This is a genomic window from Streptomyces lincolnensis (assembly GCF_021173675.1).
GTDB lineage: Bacteria > Actinomycetota > Actinomycetes > Streptomycetales > Streptomycetaceae > Streptomyces > Streptomyces lincolnensis_B.
Genome location: NZ_JAIHON010000018.1, coordinates 49,187 through 70,449, shown reverse-complemented (window position 1 = coordinate 70,449; position 21,263 = coordinate 49,187). Strand labels below are relative to the sequence as shown.

The following is a 21,263-nucleotide window of genomic DNA, read 5'->3' as shown; positions in this document are numbered from 1 at the left end:
CTGAATCGTGGAGAACCTCATCGCGCTGCTCATCGCGGCGCCCCTGCTCGGAGCGGCGGTCCTGCTGTGCGGCGGCCGGAGGCTGGACGCCGTCGGCCACTGGATCGGTACGGCCCTCGCCGGCGCCTCCTTCGTGTTCGGTGCCGTCCTCTTCGTCGACCTGCTCGGCAAGGACGCCGAACACCGCACGCTCACCCAGCACCTCTTCAGCTGGATCCCGGTCGAGGGCTTCCAGGCGGACATCGCCTTCCACCTCGACCAGTTGTCGATGACGTTCGTGCTGCTCATCACCGGCGTCGGCTCGCTGATCCACCTGTACTCGATCGGGTACATGGAGCACGACGAGCGGCGCCGCCGCTTCTTCGGCTATCTGAACCTGTTCCTCGCGGCGATGCTGCTGCTCGTCCTCGCCGACAACTACCTGCTGCTGTACGTCGGCTGGGAGGGCGTCGGTCTCGCCTCCTACCTGCTGATCGGCTTCTGGCAGCACAAGCCCAGTGCCGCCACCGCCGCGAAGAAGGCCTTCCTGGTCAACCGCGTCGGCGACATGGGCCTGTCGATCGCGATCATGCTGATGTTCACCACCTTCGGCACCTTCGCCTTCACCCCGGTGCTCGGCACCCATGAGGCAGAGGGGCTCGTCGGAGGCACCAGCGAAGCCACGCTCACCGGCATCGCCCTGATGCTGCTGCTCGCCGCCTGCGGCAAGTCCGCCCAGGTGCCGCTGCAGTCCTGGCTCGGGGACGCGATGGAGGGCCCGACCCCGGTCTCGGCCCTCATCCACGCCGCGACGATGGTGACCGCGGGCGTCTACCTGATCGTCCGCTCCGGCGCCATCTTCAACGCGGCGCCCGACGCGCAGCTGGTCGTCACCATCGTCGGCGCGGTCACGCTCCTGTTCGGTGCGATCGTCGGTTGCGCGAAGGACGACATCAAGAAGGCGCTGGCCGGATCGACCATGTCGCAGATCGGCTACATGGTCCTCGCCGCCGGCCTCGGCCCCATCGGCTACGTCTTCGCGATCATGCACCTGGTGACGCACGGCTTCTTCAAGGCCGGGCTGTTCCTCGGCGCCGGCTCGGTCATGCACGGCATGAACGACGAGGTCGACATGAGGAAGTACGGCGGCCTCAGGAAGTACATGCCGGTCACCTTCGTGACCTTCGGCCTCGGCTACCTGGCCATCATCGGCTTCCCCGGCCTGTCCGGCTTCTTCTCCAAGGACAAGATCATCGAGGCGGCCTTCGCCAAGGGCGGCACCGAGGGCTGGATCCTCGGCGGATGCGCCCTGCTGGGCGCGGCAATCACGGCGTACTACATGACACGCGTGATGCTGATGACGTTCTTCGGGGAGAAGCGCTGGCAGCCCGATGAGAACGGCCATGAGCCGCACCCGCACGAGTCGCCCAAGTCCATGACGATCCCGATGATCGTGCTGGCCTTCGGATCGGTCTTCGCGGGCGGCGTGTTCGGCGTCGGCGACCGCTTCCTGCACTGGCTGGAGCCCATCACCGGGCACGACCACGGCCACCCGCCGATCAGCGCGACGACGGTCACGGCGGCCACGGTGGCCGTGATGGTCATCGGTGTCACCGCGGCCTACCTCCAGTACGGGCGCCGGCCGGTCCCGGTCGTCGCCCCGCGCGGGTCGCTGCTCACCCGGGCCGCCCGGCGCGACCTGCTCCAGGACGACTTCAACCACGTCGTCCTGGTCCGCGGCGGAGAGCACCTCACGCGGTCCCTGGTCTACGTCGACCACACCCTGGTCGACGGAGTCGTCAACGGCACGGCGGCCTCGGTCGGCGGCCTCTCCGGACGGATGCGCAGGCTCCAGAACGGCTTCGCGCGGTCGTACGCGGTCTCGATGTTCGGCGGTGCGGCGGTCCTCGTCGCCGCGACCCTGCTGATGAGGGCGGTCTGATACCGATGTCCTTTCCTCTGCTGACAGCGACGGCGGTGCTCCCGGCCGTGGGGGCGATCGTCACGGCCGCCGTACCGGCCGCCCGGCGCACCGCCGCCAAGTGGCTGGCACTGCTCGTCTCGCTCGCCACCCTCGCCCTCGCGATCACCGTCATGGTCCGCTTCGACCCGGACGGCGACCGCTACCAGCTCACCGAGTCCCACGCCTGGATCGCGGACTTCGGGGTCAGGTACGAACTGGGCGTGGACGGCATCGCGGTCGCGCTCATCGCGCTGACGGCGCTGCTGATCCCGTTCATCATCCTGGCGGGCTGGCACGACGCCGACCCGCTGGAGACCGGCAACCGGCGCTGGCGGCCGACGCAGGGCTTCTTCGCCCTGATCCTGGCCGTCGAGGCGATGGTGATCATCTCCTTCGAGGCCACCGACGTCTTCCTCTTCTACATCTTCTTCGAAGCCATGCTGATCCCGATGTACTTCCTCATCGGCGGCTTCGGGGACCGGGCCCACGCGGGCACGGACGAGAACGCTGCGGCCCAACGCTCCTACGCGGCCGTGAAGTTCCTCCTCTACAACCTGGTCGGCGGCCTGATCATGCTGGCCGCGGTGATCGGCCTCTACGTGGTCGCGGGGAACTTCAGCCTCCAGGAGATCGCCGAGGCGCGGGCCAACGGCTCGCTGGACATGGCGACGAACACCGAACGCTGGCTGTTCCTCGGCTTCTTCTTCGCCTTCGCGGTGAAGGCGCCGCTGTGGCCGCTGCACACCTGGCTGCCGAACGCGATGGGGGAGGCCACCGCCCCGGTCGCCGTCCTCATCACGGCGGTCGTCGACAAGGTGGGCACCTTCGCGATGCTCCGCTTCTGCCTCCAGCTGTTCCCGGAGGCGAGCAAGTGGGCGACACCCGCCATCCTGGTCCTGGCGCTCATCAGCATCATCTACGGCGCGCTGCTCGCGGTCGGGCAGCGGGACATCAAGCGGCTGGTGGCGTACGCGTCGATCTCGCACTTCGGGTTCATCATCCTGGGCATCTTCGCGATGACCAGCCAGGGCCAGTCGGGCGCGACGCTGTACATGGTCAACCACGGCATCTCGACCGCCGCGCTGATGCTGGTGGCCGGGTTCCTGATCTCGCGGCGCGGGTCGCGGCTCATCGCCGACTACGGCGGAGTGCAGAAGGTCGCCCCGGTGCTCGCCGGCACCTTCCTGATCGGCGGCCTCGCGACCCTGTCGCTGCCGGGGCTCGCGCCGTTCGTGAGTGAGTTCCTCGTCCTGGTCGGCACGTTCGCGCGCTACCCGGTGATCGGGATCATCGCCACCTTCGGCATCGTGCTGGCCGCGCTCTACGTCCTCGTCCTCTACCAGCGGACGATGACCGGCCCGGTGAAGCCCGAGGTGGCTTCGATGCCGGACCTCAGGGTGCGGGAGCTCGTGGTCGTCGCCCCGCTGGTCGTCCTGCTGATCTTCCTGGGCGTCTACCCGAAGCCCGTCACGGACATCGTGGACCCGGCGGTCAAGCAGACCATGTCCGACGTACAGAAGAAGGACCCCCAGCCCGAGGTGGAGGCGGCCAAGTGAGCGCATCAGCCGTCCACAGCCTGTGGACAAACGCGGCCGACCCGATCTCGAAGATCGACGCGCCGAAGATCGAATACGGACAATTGTCGCCCACGCTGATCATCGTCGGTGCGGCGATCGTCGGGGTGCTGGTCGAGGCGTTCGTCCCGCGCAAGTCGCGGTACTACGTCCAGCTGTTCGTGTCCGTCGTGGCGCTGTGTTCCGCCTTCGCGGCGGTCGTGGCGCTCTCCGTCGACGGGTACGCCACCACCAAGGCGGGCATCGCGGCGATGGGCGCGATCGCCGTCGACGGACCGGCCCTGTTCCTCCAGGGCACGATTCTGCTGGCGGGCCTGGTCGGCCTGTTCACCTTCGCCGAGCGGCGCCTCGACCCCGAGGCGCACGGCAACCGCGTCGACTCCTTCGCCGCGCAGGCCGCCTCCGTGCCGGGCAGCGACAGTGAGAAGGCCGCGGTGAAGGCCGGGTTCACCACCACCGAGGTGTTCCCGCTGCTGCTGTTCGCGATCGCCGGCATGCTGATCTTCCCGGCGGCCAACGACCTGCTGACGCTGTTCGTGGCCCTGGAGGTCTTCTCCCTGCCGCTGTACCTGCTGTGCGCGCTGGCCCGCCGCAAGCGGCTGCTGTCGCAGGAGGCCGCGGTCAAGTACTTCCTGCTCGGCGCGTTCGCCTCCGCGTTCACGCTGTTCGGCATCGCCCTGCTGTACGGCTACGCGGGCTCGATGTCGTACGCCACGATCGCGCGGGTCGTCGACGGCACGGTCACCACCGTCAACCCGGCCCTCGCGGACACCATGGGCAACGACGCGCTGCTGCTCGTCGGCGCCGCGATGATCATCATGGGTCTGCTGTTCAAGGTCGGCGCGGTGCCGTTCCACATGTGGACGCCCGATGTCTACCAGGGCGCCCCGACCCCGGTGACCGGCTTCATGGCGGCGGCGACCAAGGTGGCGGCCTTCGGCGCGCTGCTGAGGATCCTGTACGTGGTGCTGCCGGGCCTGCGCTGGGACTGGCGGCCGGTCATGTGGGGCGTCGCGGTCGTCACCATGCTCGGCGGCGCGATCGTCGCGATCACGCAGACCGACATCAAGCGGCTGCTGGCGTACTCGTCGATCGCGCACGCGGGCTTCATCCTCGCGGGTGTCATCGCGACCACGCCGGACGGGGTGTCGTCCGTCCTCTTCTACCTCGCCGCGTACTCGTTCGTGACGATCGGCGCCTTCGCGGTGGTCACGCTCGTGCGCGACGCGGGCGGTGAGGCGACGCACCTGTCCAAGTGGGCGGGGCTCGGACGCAGGTCTCCGCTGGTCGCCGCCGTGTTCGCGGTGTTCCTGCTGGCCTTCGCGGGCATTCCGCTGACGTCCGGTTTCGCGGGCAAGTTCGCCGTGTTCAAGGCGGCGGCGGAGGGCGGCGCGGCCCCGCTGGTCGTGGTCGGTGTGATCTCGTCGGCGATCGCCGCGTTCTTCTACATCCGCGTCATCGTGCTGATGTTCTTCAGCGAGCCGCGGCCCGACGGACCGACCGTGGCCGTTCCCTCGCCGCTGACGATGACGGCGATCGGGGTCGGCGTGGCGGTCACGCTGGTGCTCGGTGTGGCGCCGCAGTACTTCCTGGACCTGGCGAACCAGGCGGGAGTGTTCGTGCGCTGACCTGCGGGTTCCGTACGACGGGCCCCGGCTCCCCCTGGGGGAGCCGGGGCCCGCGCGCGTCCGGTCAGGCCGGGCACTTCACCGTGGGGTTGAAGCCCTCGAAGAGGCCGTCGGGGTTGGTCTTGTAGATCCAGGCGTGCAGCGTGAAGTGGCCGGGCAGCTGGCCCTCGTCGAACTCCTCGCCGAACAGCTCCGGCGTGTCCTGGCCCTTGTCCTCGACGACCCACTCCACCGCGATCAGCTTGCGCCCGCGCGGCCCGTTCTCGTACAGCAGGGCCGCAGGCGTCGCCGGGTCCAGGCTGTTGACGTACTGCGGATTGACGTAGTGGTAGCCCATCTTGGCGACGCAGTCATTGGTGCGCTGGTAGCCGCCGCTCTTGGCGAGCGGCTCGTAGCCGTACTTCCCGGTGGCCGTGTACGTCTTCGTCAGCTCCGTCCAGGCGAACGGGTCCGGCTCGGCCGCCTGCGCGGGTGCGGCGGTCAGTGAGAGGGCCGCGGCCGCCGTGACGGTGAGGACTGCTGTGAGAGGCCGAAGGGCCATGGTGGTTCTCCTTGGGGCGGGAGAGGCGCACCTGTGCGGCGCACCGTCCGTCGAGAGGGGGGCGGGCCTCCCCGACCCGCCCGAGCAGCATGTCCTCGCCCCGGAAGGGGGCGCCATACGGCATGGGCCGATCGCATGAGCACGGAACGTCACCGGACCGGCCTGTGGATAACTCCGGCGCTGTCGGTCCGGACCCCTATCGTGGAGGCAGTGGTCGAGGGACGACGTACGGGGGACAAAACGATGGGCGGGACGGGCGGAATCATCGAGATGCCAGGGATCACCGGGACACCGGACACGAGCGAGAGCGAGGCGCTGGCCACGCTGCACCGGGTCTTCGGATACGACGCCTTCCGTGGCGAGCAGGAAGCGGTCATCGAGCATGTGGTGGCCGGCGGGGACGCCGTGGTCCTCATGCCCACCGGCGGCGGCAAGTCGCTGTGCTACCAGATCCCGTCCCTGGTCAGACCGGGTACCGGCATCGTGGTCTCGCCGCTCATCGCGCTGATGCAGGACCAGGTGGACGCGCTCAGGGCCCTCGGTGTGCGGGCCGGGTTCATGAACTCCACGCAGGACTTCGACGAGCGGCGCGTGGTGGAGGCCGAGTTCCTGGCGGGCGAGCTCGACCTGCTGTATCTCGCGCCGGAGCGGCTGCGGCTCGACTCCACGCTGGATCTTCTCTCGCGCGGCAAGATCGCGGTCTTCGCCATCGACGAGGCGCACTGTGTGTCCCAGTGGGGGCATGACTTCCGCCCCGACTACCTGTCGCTGTCGCTGCTGGGCGAGCGCTGGCCGGACGTGCCCCGGATCGCGCTCACGGCGACGGCCACGCACGCCACGCACCAGGAGATCACCCAGCGGCTGAAGATGCCGACGGCCCGCCATTTCGTGGCGAGCTTCGACCGGCCCAACATCCAGTACCGGATCGTCCCCAAGGCCGACCCCAAGAAGCAGCTGCTGAGCTTCCTGCGCGAGGAGCACGCGGGCGACGCGGGCATCGTGTACTGCCTCTCGCGCCGGTCGGTGGAGACGACGGCGGAGTTCCTCTCCCGCAACGGCATCGAGGCGGTGCCGTACCACGCCGGTCTGGACGCGGGCACCCGCGCGGCCCACCAGTCCCGCTTCCTCCGGGAGGACGGCCTGGTCGTGGTCGCGACGATCGCCTTCGGTATGGGCATCGACAAGCCGGACGTCCGCTTCGTCGCCCACCTCGACCTGCCCAAGTCGGTCGAGGGCTACTACCAGGAGACCGGCCGCGCCGGCCGCGACGGGCTGGCGTCCACGGCATGGATGGCGTACGGCCTCAACGACGTCATACAACAGCGCAAGATGATCCAGTCCAGCGAGGGCGACGAGGCGTTCCGGCGCCGGGCCGCGGCCCACCTGGACTCGATGCTGGCGCTGTGCGAGACCGTCCAGTGCCGACGCGGACAGCTTCTCAACTACTTCGGCCAGGACCCGGATCCGACCGGATGCGGCAACTGCGACACCTGCCTGACGACGCCGGAGACCTGGGACGGCACTGTCGCCGCGCAGAAGGTGCTGTCGACGGTGGTGCGGTTGCAGCGGGAGCGCGGGCAGAAGTTCGGCGCCGTGCAGATCGTCGACATCCTGCTGGGGAAGCGCTCGGCCAAGGTGATCCAGTTCGACCACGACCAGCTGTCGGTGTTCGGGATCGGCGAGGAGCTCTCCGAGGGCGAATGGCGCGGTGTCGTACGGCAGTTGCTGGCGCAGGGGCTGCTCGCGGTCGAGGGGGAGTACGGCACGCTGGTGCTGACCGAGGCCAGCGGGGCGGTACTGCGGCGGGAGCGGGAGGTGCCGCTGCGCAAGGAGCCGAAGAAGGCGGTCACCTCGAGATCGGCCTCGGGCTCCTCGGGCTCGTCCGGCTCCGGTCGGGGCGAGCGCAAGGCCAAGGCCGCCGTTGCCGAGCTGCCCGAGCAACTGGTCCCCGCCTTCGAGGCGCTGCGTGCCTGGCGCGCCGAGCAGGCCCGCGAACAGGGCGTTCCGGCCTACGTGATCTTCCATGACGCCACACTCCGGGAGATCGTCACCGTCTGGCCCACGTCCGTCGAGCAGCTCGGCGGTGTCAGCGGGGTGGGCGAGAAGAAACTGGTGACGTACGGGGAGGGCGTGGTCGGAGTCCTGGCCGGGCTCGGCGAGGCTCCTGGGGCACCGGCATCTGCTCCGGCGGCACCTGCTCCGGCCGCACCCGCCCCGACAGTGCCGCGTCCGGCGCGCGAGACGGATCCCGGGGCGGACTACTGGCCGGAGATGGACGCGGAGCCCGAGCCGGAGGACTGGATGTAGGGGACGGACCGGATGTAGGGGCCTGGCGTACGGGGACGGCGTGACGGCGGCGGGATCCACCTGAGGGGCGCAGCCGGAACACTGCCCCCTGGGCCACCGCCCCTACGTCACCGTCTCTGCGCCCTCTCCTCCTACGCCAGCGCCGTCAGTCCAGGGCCGAAAACGATCAGCAGGGGCAGCAGCGGGACCAACGCGGCCACCGCGGTCGTCATGGCCCGGTGCCGCCGCCGGGGCCGTGGCTGCGGCTCCAGCAGCCGGTCCACTCGCTCGCCCAGCAGCCGGTGGCTGCTCGCGCAGGAGAGGACACCGCGGTGCTGGTTCAGCTCGATCAAGGCCAAGGCGGTGGTCAGGTGGCCGCAGCGGCGGGACGCCGTGTCGTCCGCGGCGAGTTCGACCAGGCGGTGGGTCTGGTCGCAGAAATGGGAGAAGAGCGGGATACGGGGGAAACCGGTGGCCAGTGCGGTGGAGAGGTGGAGGAGCCAGTCGTGGCGGGCCCTGGCGTGGCCGCGCTCATGGGTGAGGACCGCGTCGAGCTGGTGGTCGGTGAGGCGGTGCAGGGCGCCGGTGGTGACGATCAGCTGGGGCGGGTTGCCGGGCATCCACCAGGCGTCCGGGTACTCGTCCTCCAGCACGAGCAGCGGGCCGCGTGTCTCGCCGAGGCCGGCCGGCAGGTCCGGGGCGCGCTCGCGCAGGTGCTGGCGGGCCTGGCCGCGCCGCCTGCGTGCCTCGACCAGCTCACGGGCGAGCATCGCGGTCGTCCAGGCGGCCCCGCCGGCCAGCAGCACGGTGACGGTGACGGCCCACAGCGGCGCGGCGGAGAGGTCGTACGCCGCGGTCACGGCGGGCGGTGCCGGGGCGAAGACGTGGTCGCGGACGGTGTGGAAGACGGCCGCGGTGCCCAGGACCAGGGCGGTCAGGCAGCACAGCAGGACGGTGGCGACCAGGCACTGCCAGACCCACAGTCCGACCACCGGGTCCCGTTCGGGCCAGGCGGCCCGGGTCAGCGCGCGCGGGACCGGCACGGCGGCCGTCAGGCCGACGGCGCTCAGCAGGAGCAGGCAGACGGTCATGCCACTGGTCATGCCACGGGCTCCGGATCCTGGTCGGGGGCAGGGGCGGCCACGGGTGCGGTGCGAGGGGCGTACGGATGCACAGCGTTCCGGGTGCGCATGTCCGAGCCTCCGAGAGGAATCCGAGCCTCCGAGAGGGAAGGAGCACGACACACCGGCCGGGTTGTGCGGGGTGGTGAGCATCCGTCGTCGTCCCCACGACGCAGCCCGCCACCCCCAGTATGACGGCGACGGGCGGCTCACGGCAGGTGTCGGGAGACGTCCGGTGGGACAAGTGCTACGTCCTGGGACGTGAGCAGGCCTTTCTCAGCCCCGCAGGCCTTTCTCAGCCCGCCACCACCCGCCCCGTCACCTCGCCCAGCCCCACCCGGACCCCGTCCGGTCCCGGTGCCCAGGCCGACAGGGTCACCACGTCGCCGTCCTCCAGGAACGTCCGCTTGCCGTCGGGCAGTTCGAGCGGGTCCCGGCCGTTCCAGGTCAGTTCCAGCAGGGAGCCCCGCTCCCGCTCGGAGGGTCCGCTCACCGTTCCCGAGCCGTACAGGTCGCCGGTCCGCAGTGACGCGCCGTTCACCGTCATGTGGGCCAGCTGCTGGGCGGCCGTCCAGTACATGGTCGAGAAGGGGGGCTCCGAGACCACATGTCCGTTGACGGCGACGGAGATCCGCAGGTCGTATCCGCCGGGCTCGGCCTCGGAGCCGGTGTCGTCCAGGTACGGCAGCAGCGGGTGCGTGCGCTCCGGGGGAGTCACCTGCGCCTCCTCCAGCGCGTCCAGCGGGGTGATCCACGCCGAGACGGAGGTGGCGAAGGACTTGCCGAGGAACGGGCCGAGGGGGACGTACTCCCAGGCCTGGATGTCGCGTGCCGACCAGTCGTTCAGCAGGCAGAGACCGAAGACGTGCTCCCGGAAGTCGCCGAGGGGGACCGGCCGGCCCATCTCTGAGGGCGCGCCGACCACGAAGCCGACCTCCGCCTCGATGTCCAGACGGACGGAGGGGCCGAAGACGGGAGCCGCGTCCGCCGGAGCCTTCCGCTGGCCGGACGGTCGTACGACATCCGTCCCCGACACCACCACCGTGCCGGACCGGCCGTGGTAACCGATCGGCAGGTGCTTCCAGTTGGGCGTGAGGGAGTCCGCGGCGTCGGGGCGGAAGATCTGTCCGACGTTCCGGGCGTGGTTCTCGGAGGCGTAGAAGTCGACGTAGTCGGCGACCTCGAAGGGGAGGTGCAGGGTGACCGACGACAGGGGGTGGAAGAGCTCCGCGATCGCCGCCTGGTGCGCCGGCACCGTGACCCAGGCGGTCAGCGCGCGGCGTACGTCGGACCAGGCGGTGCGGCCGGCGGCGAGGAGCGGGCCGAGGGACGGGCGGGCGAGGAGGGAGACGTACGGCGAACCGAGGGCGGCGGCTGCCGCGCCCGCGTCGAGGACCTGGTCGCCCAGGCGGACGCCGACCCGCCGGTCGACGGATCCGGGGAGCGAGAACACGCCGTACGGAAGGTTGTGCGTACCGAAGGGGTCGCCCTCGGGGACATCGAAGGGGGGCATGGGGTGCTGCCTCACTCTCGTGCATGCCGTGCGGTCGATCTGGACGAGCCACACGTTACGGCTGAGTTGCCCGCTGTGGGCAGTGTCTAAAGAGTTTGCAATGTCCGGAAAATCCTTGTCGGAGGTGTCAATTCCGGCTTAGCGTCCTTTGGGGGGACACGGACGGGGTGGGTCCGGTCCGTAGGGGGACACGTGGGGGGACCCGTGGCCAGGAGCGACAGCAGTGTGCCGTTTTCCGTCGCCCGTGACGTGCCGGGCCTGATCGTGAAGTTCGGCGACTACCCGTTGCACCACGGCGGCGTCGGCGCCATCCGGAGTCTGGGGCGTCTCGGCGTCCCGATGTATGCAATCACCGAGGACAGATACACGCCCGCGGCCGCCTCCCGGTATCTGGAGCGCGCGTTCGTGTGGCCGACGACGGGGACGGAGGATCCCGACCGTCTGGTGGAGGGACTGCTGCGCGTCGGGCGCCGGATCGGCCGCCCCGCGGTCCTCATCCCCACCGACGAGGAGGCCGCGGTCCTGATCGCCGAGCATCAGCTCGAACTCTCCGGCCGCTTCCTCTTCCCGCACGTCGAGGCCGCCCTGCCGCGCCGCCTCGCCAGCAAGCAGGGTCTGCACGAACTCTGCGTGGAACACGGCATCCCGAGCCCGACGGCCGCCTTCCCGCGGTCCTACGACGACATCGTGACCTTCGCCGGGGAAGCCCGCTTCCCGGTGGTGGCCAAGAACCGCGAGGCGTTCGTGCGGCGGACCCGGCCGGCCGTGAACGGCACCACCCGCATCGCCACCCGGGAGGGGCTGCTCACGCTGGCCCGCGACTGGGGCGAGCGGCCCGGGGTGATCCTCCAGGAGTACCTGCCGCGGGAGGCGGCCGAGGACTGGATCGTGCACGCCTACTTCGACCGGGACTCCACTCCGCTGGCCCTGTTCACCGGAGTCAAGGTCCGCTCGTGGCCGCCGCACGCGGGGATGACGGCCAACGCGTACGTAGTGGACAATCCGGAACTCGCGGACCTCGCCGCGCGTTTCATCAAACAGATCGGCTTCACCGGAATCATCGACCTCGACCTGCGCTTCGACCGGCGCGACGGACAGTACAAACTGCTCGACTTCAATCCACGGATGGGCGCCCAGTTCCGGCTCTTCGAGAGCGAGTCGGGGGTGGACGTCGTCCGGGCCATGCATCTGGATCTGACCGGACGCCCCGTTCCGGAGGGGGAACAGCGGGCCGGCCACCGGTACATCGTGGAGAACATCGACCTGCCCGCCCTGCTCGCCTACCGCCGCAGCGGCTACACGACACCGCACGCACCACCGCGGGCGAGCGGTACGGAGCTGGCCTGGCTCGCGGGTGACGACCCGCTGCCGTTCCTCACGATGCTCGCGCGCTTCGTGCGGCCGGGCGCGAAGCACCTGTACCAGCTGTGGCGCACCAACCGCCTCGGCAACACCAGCAGTTGACACGAAGTAGGCAAGTCGTCCTGGGGAGGGACTTCGTGATCCAACCGGTAGCAGTCATCGGTGCCGGACCCTTCGGTCTGTCGACCGCCGCACACCTGCGGGCGCACGGCATTCCCGTACGCGTCTTCGGCGAACCCATGGTGAGCTGGCGCGACCACATGCCCGCCGGGATGTTCCTGAAGTCGACCCCCGTCGCCTCCAGCCTCGACGCCCCGCAGCGCGGCCACACCCTCGCCGACTACTGCGACGCGGCGGGCATACCGCGGCTCGTGACGGACGAGGACATCATCCCGGTCGAGACCTTCGTCGCGTACGGCGAGTGGTTCCAGCAGAAGCTGGTGCCCGAGCTGGAGCGGGTGCGGGTGGTCTCCGTGGACCGCCGCACCACCGCAGACGGGAACGGTGGCGGGACCGGCGACGGGGCCGGAGACAGGACCGGCGACGGGACCGGAGGCGCGGGTGGGTTCGAACTGAAGCTGGACTCGGGCGAGTTGATCACCGCGCGGGCGGTCGTCGTCGCGACCGGCCTGTCCGGCCTCGCCCACCTGCCGCCCGAACTGGCCGCGGCCGCGCCGGACGGGCCCGCGCCCACCGGCCCGTTCTCGCACAGCTCCCAGCACCACGACCTCGGCCGCTACTCGGGCAAGGACCTGATCGTCGTCGGCGCGGGCCAGTCCGCGCTGGAGACGGCGGCGCTGGCGGCGGAGGCGGGCGCGCGGGTGCGCGTGGTGGCGCGCGGGCGCGGCAGTGTCGCGTTCGGCGCGCCCCCATGGAAGCAGCCCAGGCTGCGCCCGGAGTCCCCGTTCGGCCGGGCCTGGTCGCTGTGGGCGCTCAGCTACTACCCGCACCCCTACCGCCACCTGCCGGCCCAGGTCCGTCACCACCTGGTCCGCCGGGTCCTCGGCCCGCTCGGCGCCTGGTGGCTGCGGGAGCGCTTCGAGAACAGCGTGCGGGTCAGCGAGGTCGACCGCGTCCTGCGCGCCGACACGACGGACGGCCACCCCGGCCTCACCGTCCTCAGCCACACGGGCCGTACCGAACGTCTCTCCGCCGACCACGTCATAGCGGCCACCGGCTACCGCGTCGACGTCGCCGCCATGGACTTCCTCGGCCCCGAACTCCGCACCCGCCTCGCGGTCAGCCGCGGCACGCCCAAGCTGGGCGCGGGATACGTGTCGTCGATACCGGGCCTGTACTTCACGGGTCTGCCGGCGGCGGGGTCGTACGGGCCGGTGATGCGGTTCGTGTGCGGGACGGAGTTCGCGTCACCGAGGCTGGTGAGGCACCTGGCCGCGGCACACGCCTGACAGCCGACCCCCCCCCGTGACTCACGACGCACACACGTCCTTCAGCCGCGCCGTCGCCGCGTCGATCGCGCTGGAGTCCGGGTCGGAGTCGCCGTTCAGGACGGCCTTGTTGTAGTCCTCGATCGCCTGGTCGAGCTGTCGGACGGCCTTGTCGACCTCGCTGCCCGAGGCGCCGGACACACAGCCCCGTGAGTGGTCGACGTCGTCGGCGTCGGGATCGCAGCCGGTGGCGAGCACGGCGGTCAGGGTGACGGCGGTGAGGACGGCGGCGATCGTGAGGCCACGGCCACGGCCACGGCTAGGACTTTGGCTACGGCTACGGCTACGGCTACGGCTACGGCTACGGCTACGGCTTTGGCGACGGCGCATGGACGGTCCCTTTCTCGGAATCTCGTACCGCCCACGATTCCGCAGCCGACCCGCCGCCACGAGGGAGCCCGCTTCCGTGTGCGAGGTGTAGCCCGGTACACCCCGCACACGCCAAGGCACGCCACGCCACGGCACGCCAAGGCACGGCACTGCACGGCGCGCCGCCGGAGCCCCTACGACCGGTACCGGCCCAGCGTCCGCAGCCCCGGCAGGGCCCTGTCCTCGAAGTCGAACAGGGCGAGGTTCTCCCAGGCGTTGCCCGAGGCCGGGTTCGTCGGGTCCCAGCCGCTGCCCTCGCGGTAGGTCCAGGCGCCCTCCCAGTAGCAGTAGCCGAGGCCCTGGCCGTCGGGGACGGCGGCGGCGAGGTCGGCGACCGCGCGGAGCCAGGCGGACTGGCCGTCGGGGGTGGCGGGGAAGCCGGGGGTGAGCTGCGAGGGGTCGTTCATGATGTCGTTGACGTCGTCCTCGCTCTCCAGCGTGAACGGGTAGGCCGTCTCGGCGATCACGCACGGCTTGCCGTAACGGGCCGTGATGTCCGCCATGTTGGCGGCGGCCTGCTCCACCGGCCCGTGCCAGAACGGGTAGTAGGAGAGGCCGATGATGTCGAAGTCGACGCCGTACGAGGTGACGTTGTCGAACCACCAGCGGTACAGGCCGTTGTCGCCGCCGTTGGCCAGGTGGAGGATGGTGCGGATGCGCGGGGTGGTGTCGCGGGCGGCGCGCAGGCCGGCCTTGAGGAAGGCGCTGAGGTTGTCGAAGTGCTCCCAGTTGCCCTCGGGCCAGAGCATGCCGCCGTTGAGCTCGTTGCCGATCTGGACCAGCTGGGCCGGGGTGCCCTGACGGCGCAACGCCGCCAGAACGTCCGCCGTGTGGTCGTAGACCGCCCTGCTCAGCCCCGCCACGTCCAGGTCGGCCCACGCGGCCGGCTTGGTCTGGTGCGCCGGGTCGGCCCAGGTGTCGGAGTAGTGGAAGTCGACCCAGATGCCGATGCCGGCCCGCTTCAGGCGACGGGCCAGCGGGAGGATGCGCGCCTTGGTGTTGTAGCCGTCGACCGGGTTCACCCACACCTTCAGGCGCGCATGCGTGACGCCCGCCCACGCGAGCAGCCGGACCGGGTCCACGCGGTGGCCGTCGGCGGTGCGGTACACGGCGCCGTGGTCCTCGTTCTTCGGCAGCGAGGAGATGTCCACGCCCCGGATCGCCAGGCGGCCCCGGCCACCCGCCGTAGAACCGACGGCCGGTGCCGAGCCGACGGCCGGTGCCGCCACCGCCGGTGCCGCGCCCAGCACGGGCACGGCCAGCGCCGCGGCTCCCGCGGCGGTGAGCACACTGCGTCTGCGCATCTCAAAGTCCCTTCACAGCGAAACGAACGAAAGAGCGGAACGAACGAAAAACCGAACGAGGAAAGGTGCCTCGGCGGAGCCGCCCCCGGCAGGCCGTGGCCCGGGCGGGCCGCCCCACCCCACTCCCACCCGCGCCCCTCCACCCTCGCCCCGAAGCCGATCGACAGGGCGCGTTTCTGTGATCGTGCACAGCCCCAAAACCACCATCCATCGCCGGGCAACAAGTAGGTAACCCCACGGCCCCGCCATTGACAAGGGGCCGAAACAATTCTCTACTGTGCACGATCACAGAGCCGCGCAGTCCTCGCGCACAGCCCCTCGGTCACGTGTCCGCAGCCCTCCCCCCACGGCGGTTGCCGCGAACGCGGGACGTTCCGAAGGCGCTCGTCCATATCAGGGGAGATGAAGATGTCGATCCACCGCCGCCAGATCAGCAGGCGTTCCATGCTCGCCGGGGCCGCAGCCCTCGGCCTGACCAGCACCCTCGCCGCCTGCGGCGGTTCCGACGACAAGGACTCCGGTGACAGCAGTGGCCCGGTCAAGCTGACCTACTGGTCGTGGGCGCCGAACATGGAGAAGGTCGCCGCGATCTGGAACAAGAAGAACCCGGACATCACGGTCACGGTCTCCAAGCAGGCCAGCGGCGCCGAGATCGTCTCCAAGCTGATCACCGCGAAGAAGGCCGGCAACGCGCCCGACCTCATCCAGGCCGAGTACCAGTCGCTGCCGACCCTGGTCTCCAACGACGTCCTCGCCGACATCTCCCAGTACGTCAAGGACGCCAAGTCCGAGTTTGCTGAGGGCGCGTGGAAGATGGTCACCCTCGGCACCGACGCCGTCTACGGCGTGCCGCAGGACTCCGCGCCGCTGATGTTCTACTACCGCGAGGACCTGTTCAAGCAGCACGGACTCAGCGTCCCGAAGACCTGGACGGAGTTCGCCGAGGTCGCCCGCGCCGCGAAGAAGGCGGCCCCGGACGCGTATCTGACCACCTTCTCCTCCAACGACCCGGGTCTCTTCGCCGGTCTCGCCCAGCAGGCCGGCGGCCAGTGGTGGACCGTCGACGGCGGCGGCAAGTGGACCGTCGGCATCGACGACGCCGGCACCCAGCAGGTGGCCGAGTTCTGGGGCGGCCTGGTGCAGGAGGGCGTCATCGACAACCAGCCGATGTACACCCCGGCCTGGAACCAGGCCCTGAACAAGGGCACCCACCTGGCCTGGATCTCCGCCGTCTGGGCGCCGGGCGTGCTGGTCTCCTCCGCGCCCGACACCAAGGGCAAGTGGCGCATGGCCCCGCTGCCGCAGTGGAAGTCCGGCGACAACGTCACCGGCAGCTGGGGCGGTTCCTCCACCGGTGTCTCCAGCGACTCCAAGCACGCCGAGGCCGCGGCGAAGTTCGCCCGCTGGATCAACACCGACCCCGAGGCGCTGGCCGCCCTGGTCAAGTACCCGGCCGTCTACCCGGCCGCCACCAAGGGCCAGTCCGGCGACATCCTCACCACGCCCGAGTTCTTCTCGAACCAGGCCGACTTCTACACCACGGCCGCCGAGATCGCCGCGACCGCGGCACCCTCCGCCTGGGGCCCGAACGTGCAGACCGCCTACACCGCCTTCCAGGACGGGTTCGGCAGTGCCACCAAGGCGAAGAAGGAGGCCCAGTTCCTCTCCGCCCTGTCCACGATGCAGTCGAAGACCTTCGACGACATGAAGAAGCAGGGCTTCGAGGTGACCGAGGCATGACCAGCGCGCCGCTCAAGGGCTCCGACCGTGTCGAGGTCGGGCCCTTGGCGGACGGCACCGGCACCGCCCCGTCCGTCCGCCCCAGCAGCCCCCGCCGTCGTGGCCGCAGCGCGCCGTACTGGTTCCTGGCGCCCACGCTGACGCTCTTCGCCGCCTTCACCGTGATCCCGATCGGCTACGCGGTCTGGCTCAGCCTGCACAAGGTCCAGGTCAAGGGCATCGGCCTCGGCAAGGGGGCCCGCGCGGAGGTCTGGAACGGCTTCGGCAACTACGCCGACGTACTGAACAACTCCGAGTTCGGCCACAGCGTCCTGCGCGCCTTCGGCTACGGTCTCATCGTCATCCCGACCATGCTGGGCCTGGCGCTGGTCTTCGCGCTGATGCTGGACACCCCCAAGGCCCGCAGCGCCTCCTTCGCCCGGCTGATGATCTTCCTGCCGTACGCGGTCCCCGGCATCATCGCCGCCCTGATGTGGGGCTTCCTCTACCTGCCGGCCGTCAGCCCGTTCTACTACCTGCTGGACAAGTTCGGCCTGCCGGAACCGGATCTGTTCAACGGCGGCAACCTCTACCTGTCCTTCGCGAACATCGCGGTCTGGGGCGGCACCGGCTTCAACATGATCGTCATCTACACCGCGCTCCGGGCGATCCCGCAGGAGATCTACGAGGCGGCCCGTATCGACGGCGCGTCCGACCTCAGGATCGCGCTCAGCATCAAGATCCCGATCGTGATGCCCTCGTTGGTCCTCACCTTCTTCTTCTCGGTGATCGCCACCCTCCAGGTCTTCACCGAGCCGATGGCCCTCAAGCCCCTGACGAACAACCTCCAGTCCACCTGGAGCCCGCTGATGGCCATCTACGACAGCGCCTTCCTGAAGTCCGACATCTACGGCGCCTCGGCCACCGCGGTCGTCCTGGCCCTGGCCACGTTCGTCCTCTCCTTCACCCTGCTGCGCATCTCCGACCGCTACACCCGGGAGGACCGGGCATGACCCCCCTCACCCTCACCGCCGACGCCACCGGCCCGTCCCGTGCCCGGCGCACCGCCTGGGTCCCCACCCTCGTCCTGATCCTCGGCGCCCTGTACTGCCTGGTCCCCATCGCCTGGGTGATCATCGCGGCGACCAAGGACCGGTCGGAGCTCTTCTCCACCTTCAGCTTCGCCCCCGGCACCGGCCTCCTCCAGAACCTCAGCGACCTGACGGCCTACCGGGACGGCATCTACTGGCAGTGGATGGCCAACTCCGCCTTCTACGCCGGTTTCGGCGCCCTGCTGTCCGCCGCGGTCTCCGCCGCCGGCGGCTACGCGCTCGGCCGCTACAGCTTCCGGGGCCGTGAGGCCGTCTTCAAGCTGATCCTGGCCGGCGTGCTGGTGCCGGGCATCGTGCTCGCCGTACCGCAGTATCTGCTGCTGTCGAAGATGGGCCTGGCGGACTCGTACTGGTCGATGCTGCTGCCGTCGATCCTGTCGCCCTACGGCGTCTACCTGGTCCGTATCTACGCGGCCGCCTCGGTGCCCACCGAGCTCATGGAGGCCGCTCGCATGGACGGCGCGAGCGAGTGGCGGATCTTCTCCCGGATCGCGGTGCCGATGATGATGCCGGGCCTGATCACGGTGTTCCTCTTCCAGTTCGTCGGCATCTGGAACAACTTCCTGCTGCCGTACGTGATGCTGGCCGACGACACCAAGTTCCCGATCACGCTCGGGCTCTACACGCTGCTCGCCCAGGGGGCCTCGCAGCCCGCGCTCTACACCCTGGTGATCACCGGCTGTCTGCTCGCGATCCTCCCGCTGATCGCGCTCTTCCTGGTGATCCAGCGGTTCTGGTCCCTGGACCTGCTGAGCGGCTCGATCAAGTCCTGAACCCCCTTTCCCGAACCGCCTGAACCACCTGAACTACCCGAACTGCCCGAACGTTCCCGAACCGCCTGAACGAGGGACATGACCACCAGTCCGAACGGCCGCCGCCGCCCGCCCACCATCCACGACGTGGCGCGGGAGGCGGGCGTGTCGCGGGGCACCGTCTCCCGCTTCCTGAACGGCGGCCACTACGTCTCACCGGCCGCCGGCCGGTCCGTGGAGGCGGCCATCAGGAAGACCGGCTACGTGGTCAACCGGCACGCCCGCAGCCTGAGCACGGGCCGCTCGGACTCGGTCGCCTTCCTCCTCACCGAGCCGCAGGAGAAGTTCTTCGAGGATCCCAACTTCAACATCCTGCTGCGCGGCTGCACCGAGCATCTGGCCCGCCACGACATCCCGCTCCTGCTGATGCTGGCGGCCAGCGACGACGACCGGCGGCGGCTGACCCGGTACATCACCACCGGCCATGTCGACGGGGTCCTGCTGGTCTCCAGCCACAGCGGGGACCCGGTCGCCGCCGAGCTGAGGGACGCGGGCATCCCGCTGGTGGCCTGCGGCAAGCCCATGGGCCTCGGTACCAAGGTGAGTTACGTCGCGGCCGACGACCGCGAGGGCGCCCGGGACATGGTCCGCCATCTCCTGGGCACCGGCCGCCGCCGCATCGGCATGATCACCGGTCCGCTCGACCTCCCGGGCGGCACCGACCGCCTCGCCGGCTACCGCGAGGTGCTCGCCGAGGCCGGCGTGCCCCACGCCCCGGAACTGGTGGCCGAGGGCGACTACACCCGCAGCGGTGGCGAACGGGCGGCCCGCCGGCTGCTGGACCGCGCGCCCGACATGGAGGCGGTGTTCGTCGCCTCCGACCTCATGGCCCAGGGAGTCGTCAACGCCCTGCAGCAGTCCGGCCGTTCGGTCCCCGATGACATCGCTGTCGGCGGCTTCGACGACTCCCCGGCGGCCACCTCCGTCAGCCCCGCCCTCACCACCGTCCGCCAGCCCTTCGACCGCATCAGCGCCGAGATGGTCCGCATGCTCCTCGCCCAGATCGCCGGCGAGGACACCGCCGGGGTGATCCTGCCGACGGAACTGGTGGTGCGGGACTCCGCCTGAGCGCCCAACCGGAGCGCGGGTCGACGCATGTGAAGGCTGCGGCCGTCCGGTTCGCGTCGAGTCGGTGGGGCTTTCCATCCGTATTCTCTGATCATGGCCGCACCCACCGCATATTCACTCGTCGCCACCGACCTGGACGGCACCCTCCTCCGCGCCGACGACACGCTCTCCGACCGGTCGCTCGCCGCGCTCGCGCGGGTGGCGGCGGCCGGCGCCCGGCACCTCGTCGTGACCGGCCGGCCGGCTCCCAGAGTGCGGCCGCTCCTGGACGACCTGGGCAGTACCGGGCTCGCGGTGTGCGGGCAGGGCGCGCAGGTCTACGACGCCCGCGCGGACCGTCTGCTGTGGTCGGTGACCCTGGACCGGGAGCTGGCCGAGACGGCGCTCGGCAAGATCGAGGCCGAGGTGGGCCAGGTGTACGCGGCGGTCGACCAGGACGGCGTCGACGGGCTCACCCTCATCGAGCCCGGGTACCTCATGCCACACCCCACGCTGCCCGCCGTCCGCGTCGGGCGGCGCGACGACCTGTGGTCCGCGCCCATCAGCAAGGTGCTGCTGCGCCACCCCTACCTGTCCGACGACGAGTTGGCGTCGACGGCGCGCGGAGTGGTCGGTTCCCTCGCGACGGTCACCATGTCGGGCCCCGGGACCGTCGAACTCCAGCCACGCGGCATCACCAAGGCGACGGGGCTGGCCCTGGCCGCCGACCACCTGGGCCTGGGCCCCGAGCGGACCATCGCCTTCGGGGACATGCCCAACGACATCCCCATGTTCGACTGGGCCGCCCACGGCGTCGCCATGGCCAACGCCCACCCCGAACTCAAGGCCGTGGCCGACGAGGTGACCCTGTCGAACGAGGACGACGGCATCGCCGTCGTCCTCGAAAGACTCTTCCCGCAGGGTGACTTCTAGTACGCGCCCCACACGCTCAGTACGCGCCCCACACGTTGTCGATCGAGCCGTACCGGTGGGCCGCGTAGTTGCAGGCGGCGACGATGTTGGCGACCGGGTCGTACGGGTCGAAGGCCGTGCCGGCCACGTGGTACGCCCGGAAGGTCGGGTCGATCACCTGGAGCAGCCCCTTGGACGGGGTGCCCGCGGCCGCGTTGGAGTCCCAGTTGTTGATCGCGTACGGGTTGCCGGAGGACTCCCGGATGACGTTGCGGTAGATGCCGTTGTACGACCCCGGGATGCCGTTCTGCGCCATGATCTGAAGGGACTGGCGGATCCAGCCGTCCAGGTTGCTGGTGTACGTCACGGCCGTGGGGGCGGCCGTCGGCGTGGCGGCGGACGCGCTGGTCGCGCCGACGAGGGGGAGCGCGACCACGGCGGCGCCGAGGCCGGCGAGCGCGACGGTGCGCTTGAGCCGCGTGGAGCGGGTACGACGGTGCTGAGCGGCAGCAGACATGGGGGTGTCCTCTCCGTCGCCTGCGAGGTGAGCTGTCGGGTTCGGGCGGGAGCTGC

Annotated in this window: 17 protein-coding genes; 11 read left to right on the top strand and 6 right to left on the bottom strand. The window is 70.3% G+C overall.

Annotated elements, in window-relative coordinates; genetic code table 11:
• Positions 1 to 7: 7 nt before the first annotated feature.
• Genes nuoL through nuoN form a run of 3 tightly spaced genes read left to right on the top strand, consistent with a single transcriptional unit; the run spans position 8 to position 5,144 of the window.
• Positions 8 to 1,921: an NADH-quinone oxidoreductase subunit L gene (gene nuoL, locus K4B79_RS40295; protein WP_232032397.1), complete on the top strand. Its 1,914-nt coding sequence runs from the start codon at positions 8 to 10 to the stop codon at positions 1,919 to 1,921.
• Positions 1,922 to 1,926: 5 nt separating this feature from the next.
• Positions 1,927 to 3,498: an NADH-quinone oxidoreductase subunit M gene (locus K4B79_RS40290; protein WP_232032396.1), complete on the top strand. Its 1,572-nt coding sequence runs from the start codon at positions 1,927 to 1,929 to the stop codon at positions 3,496 to 3,498.
• Positions 3,495 to 5,144, top strand: coding sequence for an NADH-quinone oxidoreductase subunit NuoN (gene nuoN / locus K4B79_RS40285; protein ID WP_232032395.1), 1,650 nt, complete (start codon positions 3,495 to 3,497; stop codon positions 5,142 to 5,144). Before K4B79_RS40290 ends, nuoN begins: the two co-directional genes overlap by 4 nt.
• Before the next feature lie 64 nt (positions 5,145 to 5,208).
• On the opposite strand, the gene K4B79_RS40280 is transcribed toward nuoN, so the two are convergent.
• A complete protein-coding gene (locus tag K4B79_RS40280) occupies positions 5,209 to 5,685 on the bottom strand; it encodes a hypothetical protein (protein WP_232032394.1) in 477 nt (158 codons plus the stop codon).
• Positions 5,686 to 5,955: 270 nt separating this feature from the next.
• Between K4B79_RS40280 and recQ the strand changes: the two genes are divergently transcribed.
• The gene (recQ, locus tag K4B79_RS40275) at positions 5,956 to 7,992 is read left to right on the top strand and encodes a DNA helicase RecQ (RefSeq protein ID WP_232032393.1); all 2,037 of its coding nucleotides are present in this window, start codon (positions 5,956 to 5,958) and stop codon (positions 7,990 to 7,992) included.
• A gap of 131 nt (positions 7,993 to 8,123) precedes the next feature.
• Here recQ and K4B79_RS40270 read toward each other — a convergent pair whose 3' ends face one another.
• Positions 8,124 to 9,062 carry a M56 family metallopeptidase gene (locus K4B79_RS40270; protein ID WP_232032519.1) on the bottom strand — a complete coding sequence of 313 codons (939 nt, stop codon included), beginning with the start codon at positions 9,060 to 9,062 and terminating at the stop codon, positions 8,124 to 8,126.
• A gap of 325 nt (positions 9,063 to 9,387) precedes the next feature.
• Positions 9,388 to 10,605 carry a fumarylacetoacetase gene (gene fahA / locus K4B79_RS40265; RefSeq protein ID WP_232032392.1) on the bottom strand — a complete coding sequence of 406 codons (1,218 nt, stop codon included), beginning with the start codon at positions 10,603 to 10,605 and terminating at the stop codon, positions 9,388 to 9,390.
• 225 nt (positions 10,606 to 10,830) lie between these two features.
• Here fahA and K4B79_RS40260 point away from each other — a divergent pair, with 225 nt between their 5' ends.
• Positions 10,831 to 12,069: a carboxylate--amine ligase gene (locus K4B79_RS40260; RefSeq protein WP_232032391.1), complete on the top strand. Its 1,239-nt coding sequence runs from the start codon at positions 10,831 to 10,833 to the stop codon at positions 12,067 to 12,069.
• A 35-nt stretch (positions 12,070 to 12,104) separates the two neighbouring features.
• Positions 12,105 to 13,376, top strand: coding sequence for an FAD-dependent oxidoreductase (locus K4B79_RS40255; RefSeq protein ID WP_232032390.1), 1,272 nt, complete (start codon positions 12,105 to 12,107; stop codon positions 13,374 to 13,376).
• A 21-nt stretch (positions 13,377 to 13,397) separates the two neighbouring features.
• On the opposite strand, the gene K4B79_RS40250 is transcribed toward K4B79_RS40255, so the two are convergent.
• Both K4B79_RS40250 and K4B79_RS40245 read right to left on the bottom strand, forming a co-directional pair.
• Positions 13,398 to 13,613 carry a hypothetical protein gene (locus K4B79_RS40250; protein ID WP_232032389.1) on the bottom strand — a complete coding sequence of 72 codons (216 nt, stop codon included), beginning with the start codon at positions 13,611 to 13,613 and terminating at the stop codon, positions 13,398 to 13,400.
• 305 nt (positions 13,614 to 13,918) lie between these two features.
• Positions 13,919 to 15,088, bottom strand: coding sequence for a glycoside hydrolase family 53 protein (locus K4B79_RS40245; protein WP_232032388.1), 1,170 nt, complete (start codon positions 15,086 to 15,088; stop codon positions 13,919 to 13,921).
• A 402-nt stretch (positions 15,089 to 15,490) separates the two neighbouring features.
• On the opposite strand from K4B79_RS40245, the gene K4B79_RS40240 reads away from it, so the two are divergent.
• From K4B79_RS40240 to K4B79_RS40220, 5 genes are all read left to right on the top strand, one after another.
• Positions 15,491 to 16,828 carry an ABC transporter substrate-binding protein gene (locus K4B79_RS40240; RefSeq protein ID WP_232032387.1) on the top strand — a complete coding sequence of 446 codons (1,338 nt, stop codon included), beginning with the start codon at positions 15,491 to 15,493 and terminating at the stop codon, positions 16,826 to 16,828.
• Positions 16,825 to 17,820, top strand: a complete 996-nt coding sequence (locus tag K4B79_RS40235) for a carbohydrate ABC transporter permease (RefSeq protein ID WP_232032386.1) — start codon at positions 16,825 to 16,827, stop codon at positions 17,818 to 17,820. The genes K4B79_RS40240 and K4B79_RS40235 overlap by 4 nt, the downstream gene beginning before the upstream one ends.
• A complete protein-coding gene (locus K4B79_RS40230; protein ID WP_232032385.1) occupies positions 17,817 to 18,692 on the top strand; it encodes a carbohydrate ABC transporter permease in 876 nt (291 codons plus the stop codon). The genes K4B79_RS40235 and K4B79_RS40230 overlap by 4 nt, the downstream gene beginning before the upstream one ends.
• Before the next feature lie 78 nt (positions 18,693 to 18,770).
• A complete protein-coding gene (locus tag K4B79_RS40225; RefSeq protein WP_232032384.1) occupies positions 18,771 to 19,799 on the top strand; it encodes a LacI family DNA-binding transcriptional regulator in 1,029 nt (342 codons plus the stop codon).
• Positions 19,800 to 19,892: 93 nt separating this feature from the next.
• Positions 19,893 to 20,711: an HAD family hydrolase gene (locus tag K4B79_RS40220; protein WP_232032383.1), complete on the top strand. Its 819-nt coding sequence runs from the start codon at positions 19,893 to 19,895 to the stop codon at positions 20,709 to 20,711.
• A gap of 16 nt (positions 20,712 to 20,727) precedes the next feature.
• Here K4B79_RS40220 and K4B79_RS40215 read toward each other — a convergent pair whose 3' ends face one another.
• Positions 20,728 to 21,207, bottom strand: a complete 480-nt coding sequence (locus K4B79_RS40215) for a transglycosylase SLT domain-containing protein (RefSeq protein WP_232032382.1) — start codon at positions 21,205 to 21,207, stop codon at positions 20,728 to 20,730.
• Positions 21,208 to 21,263: the final 56 nt, after the last annotated feature.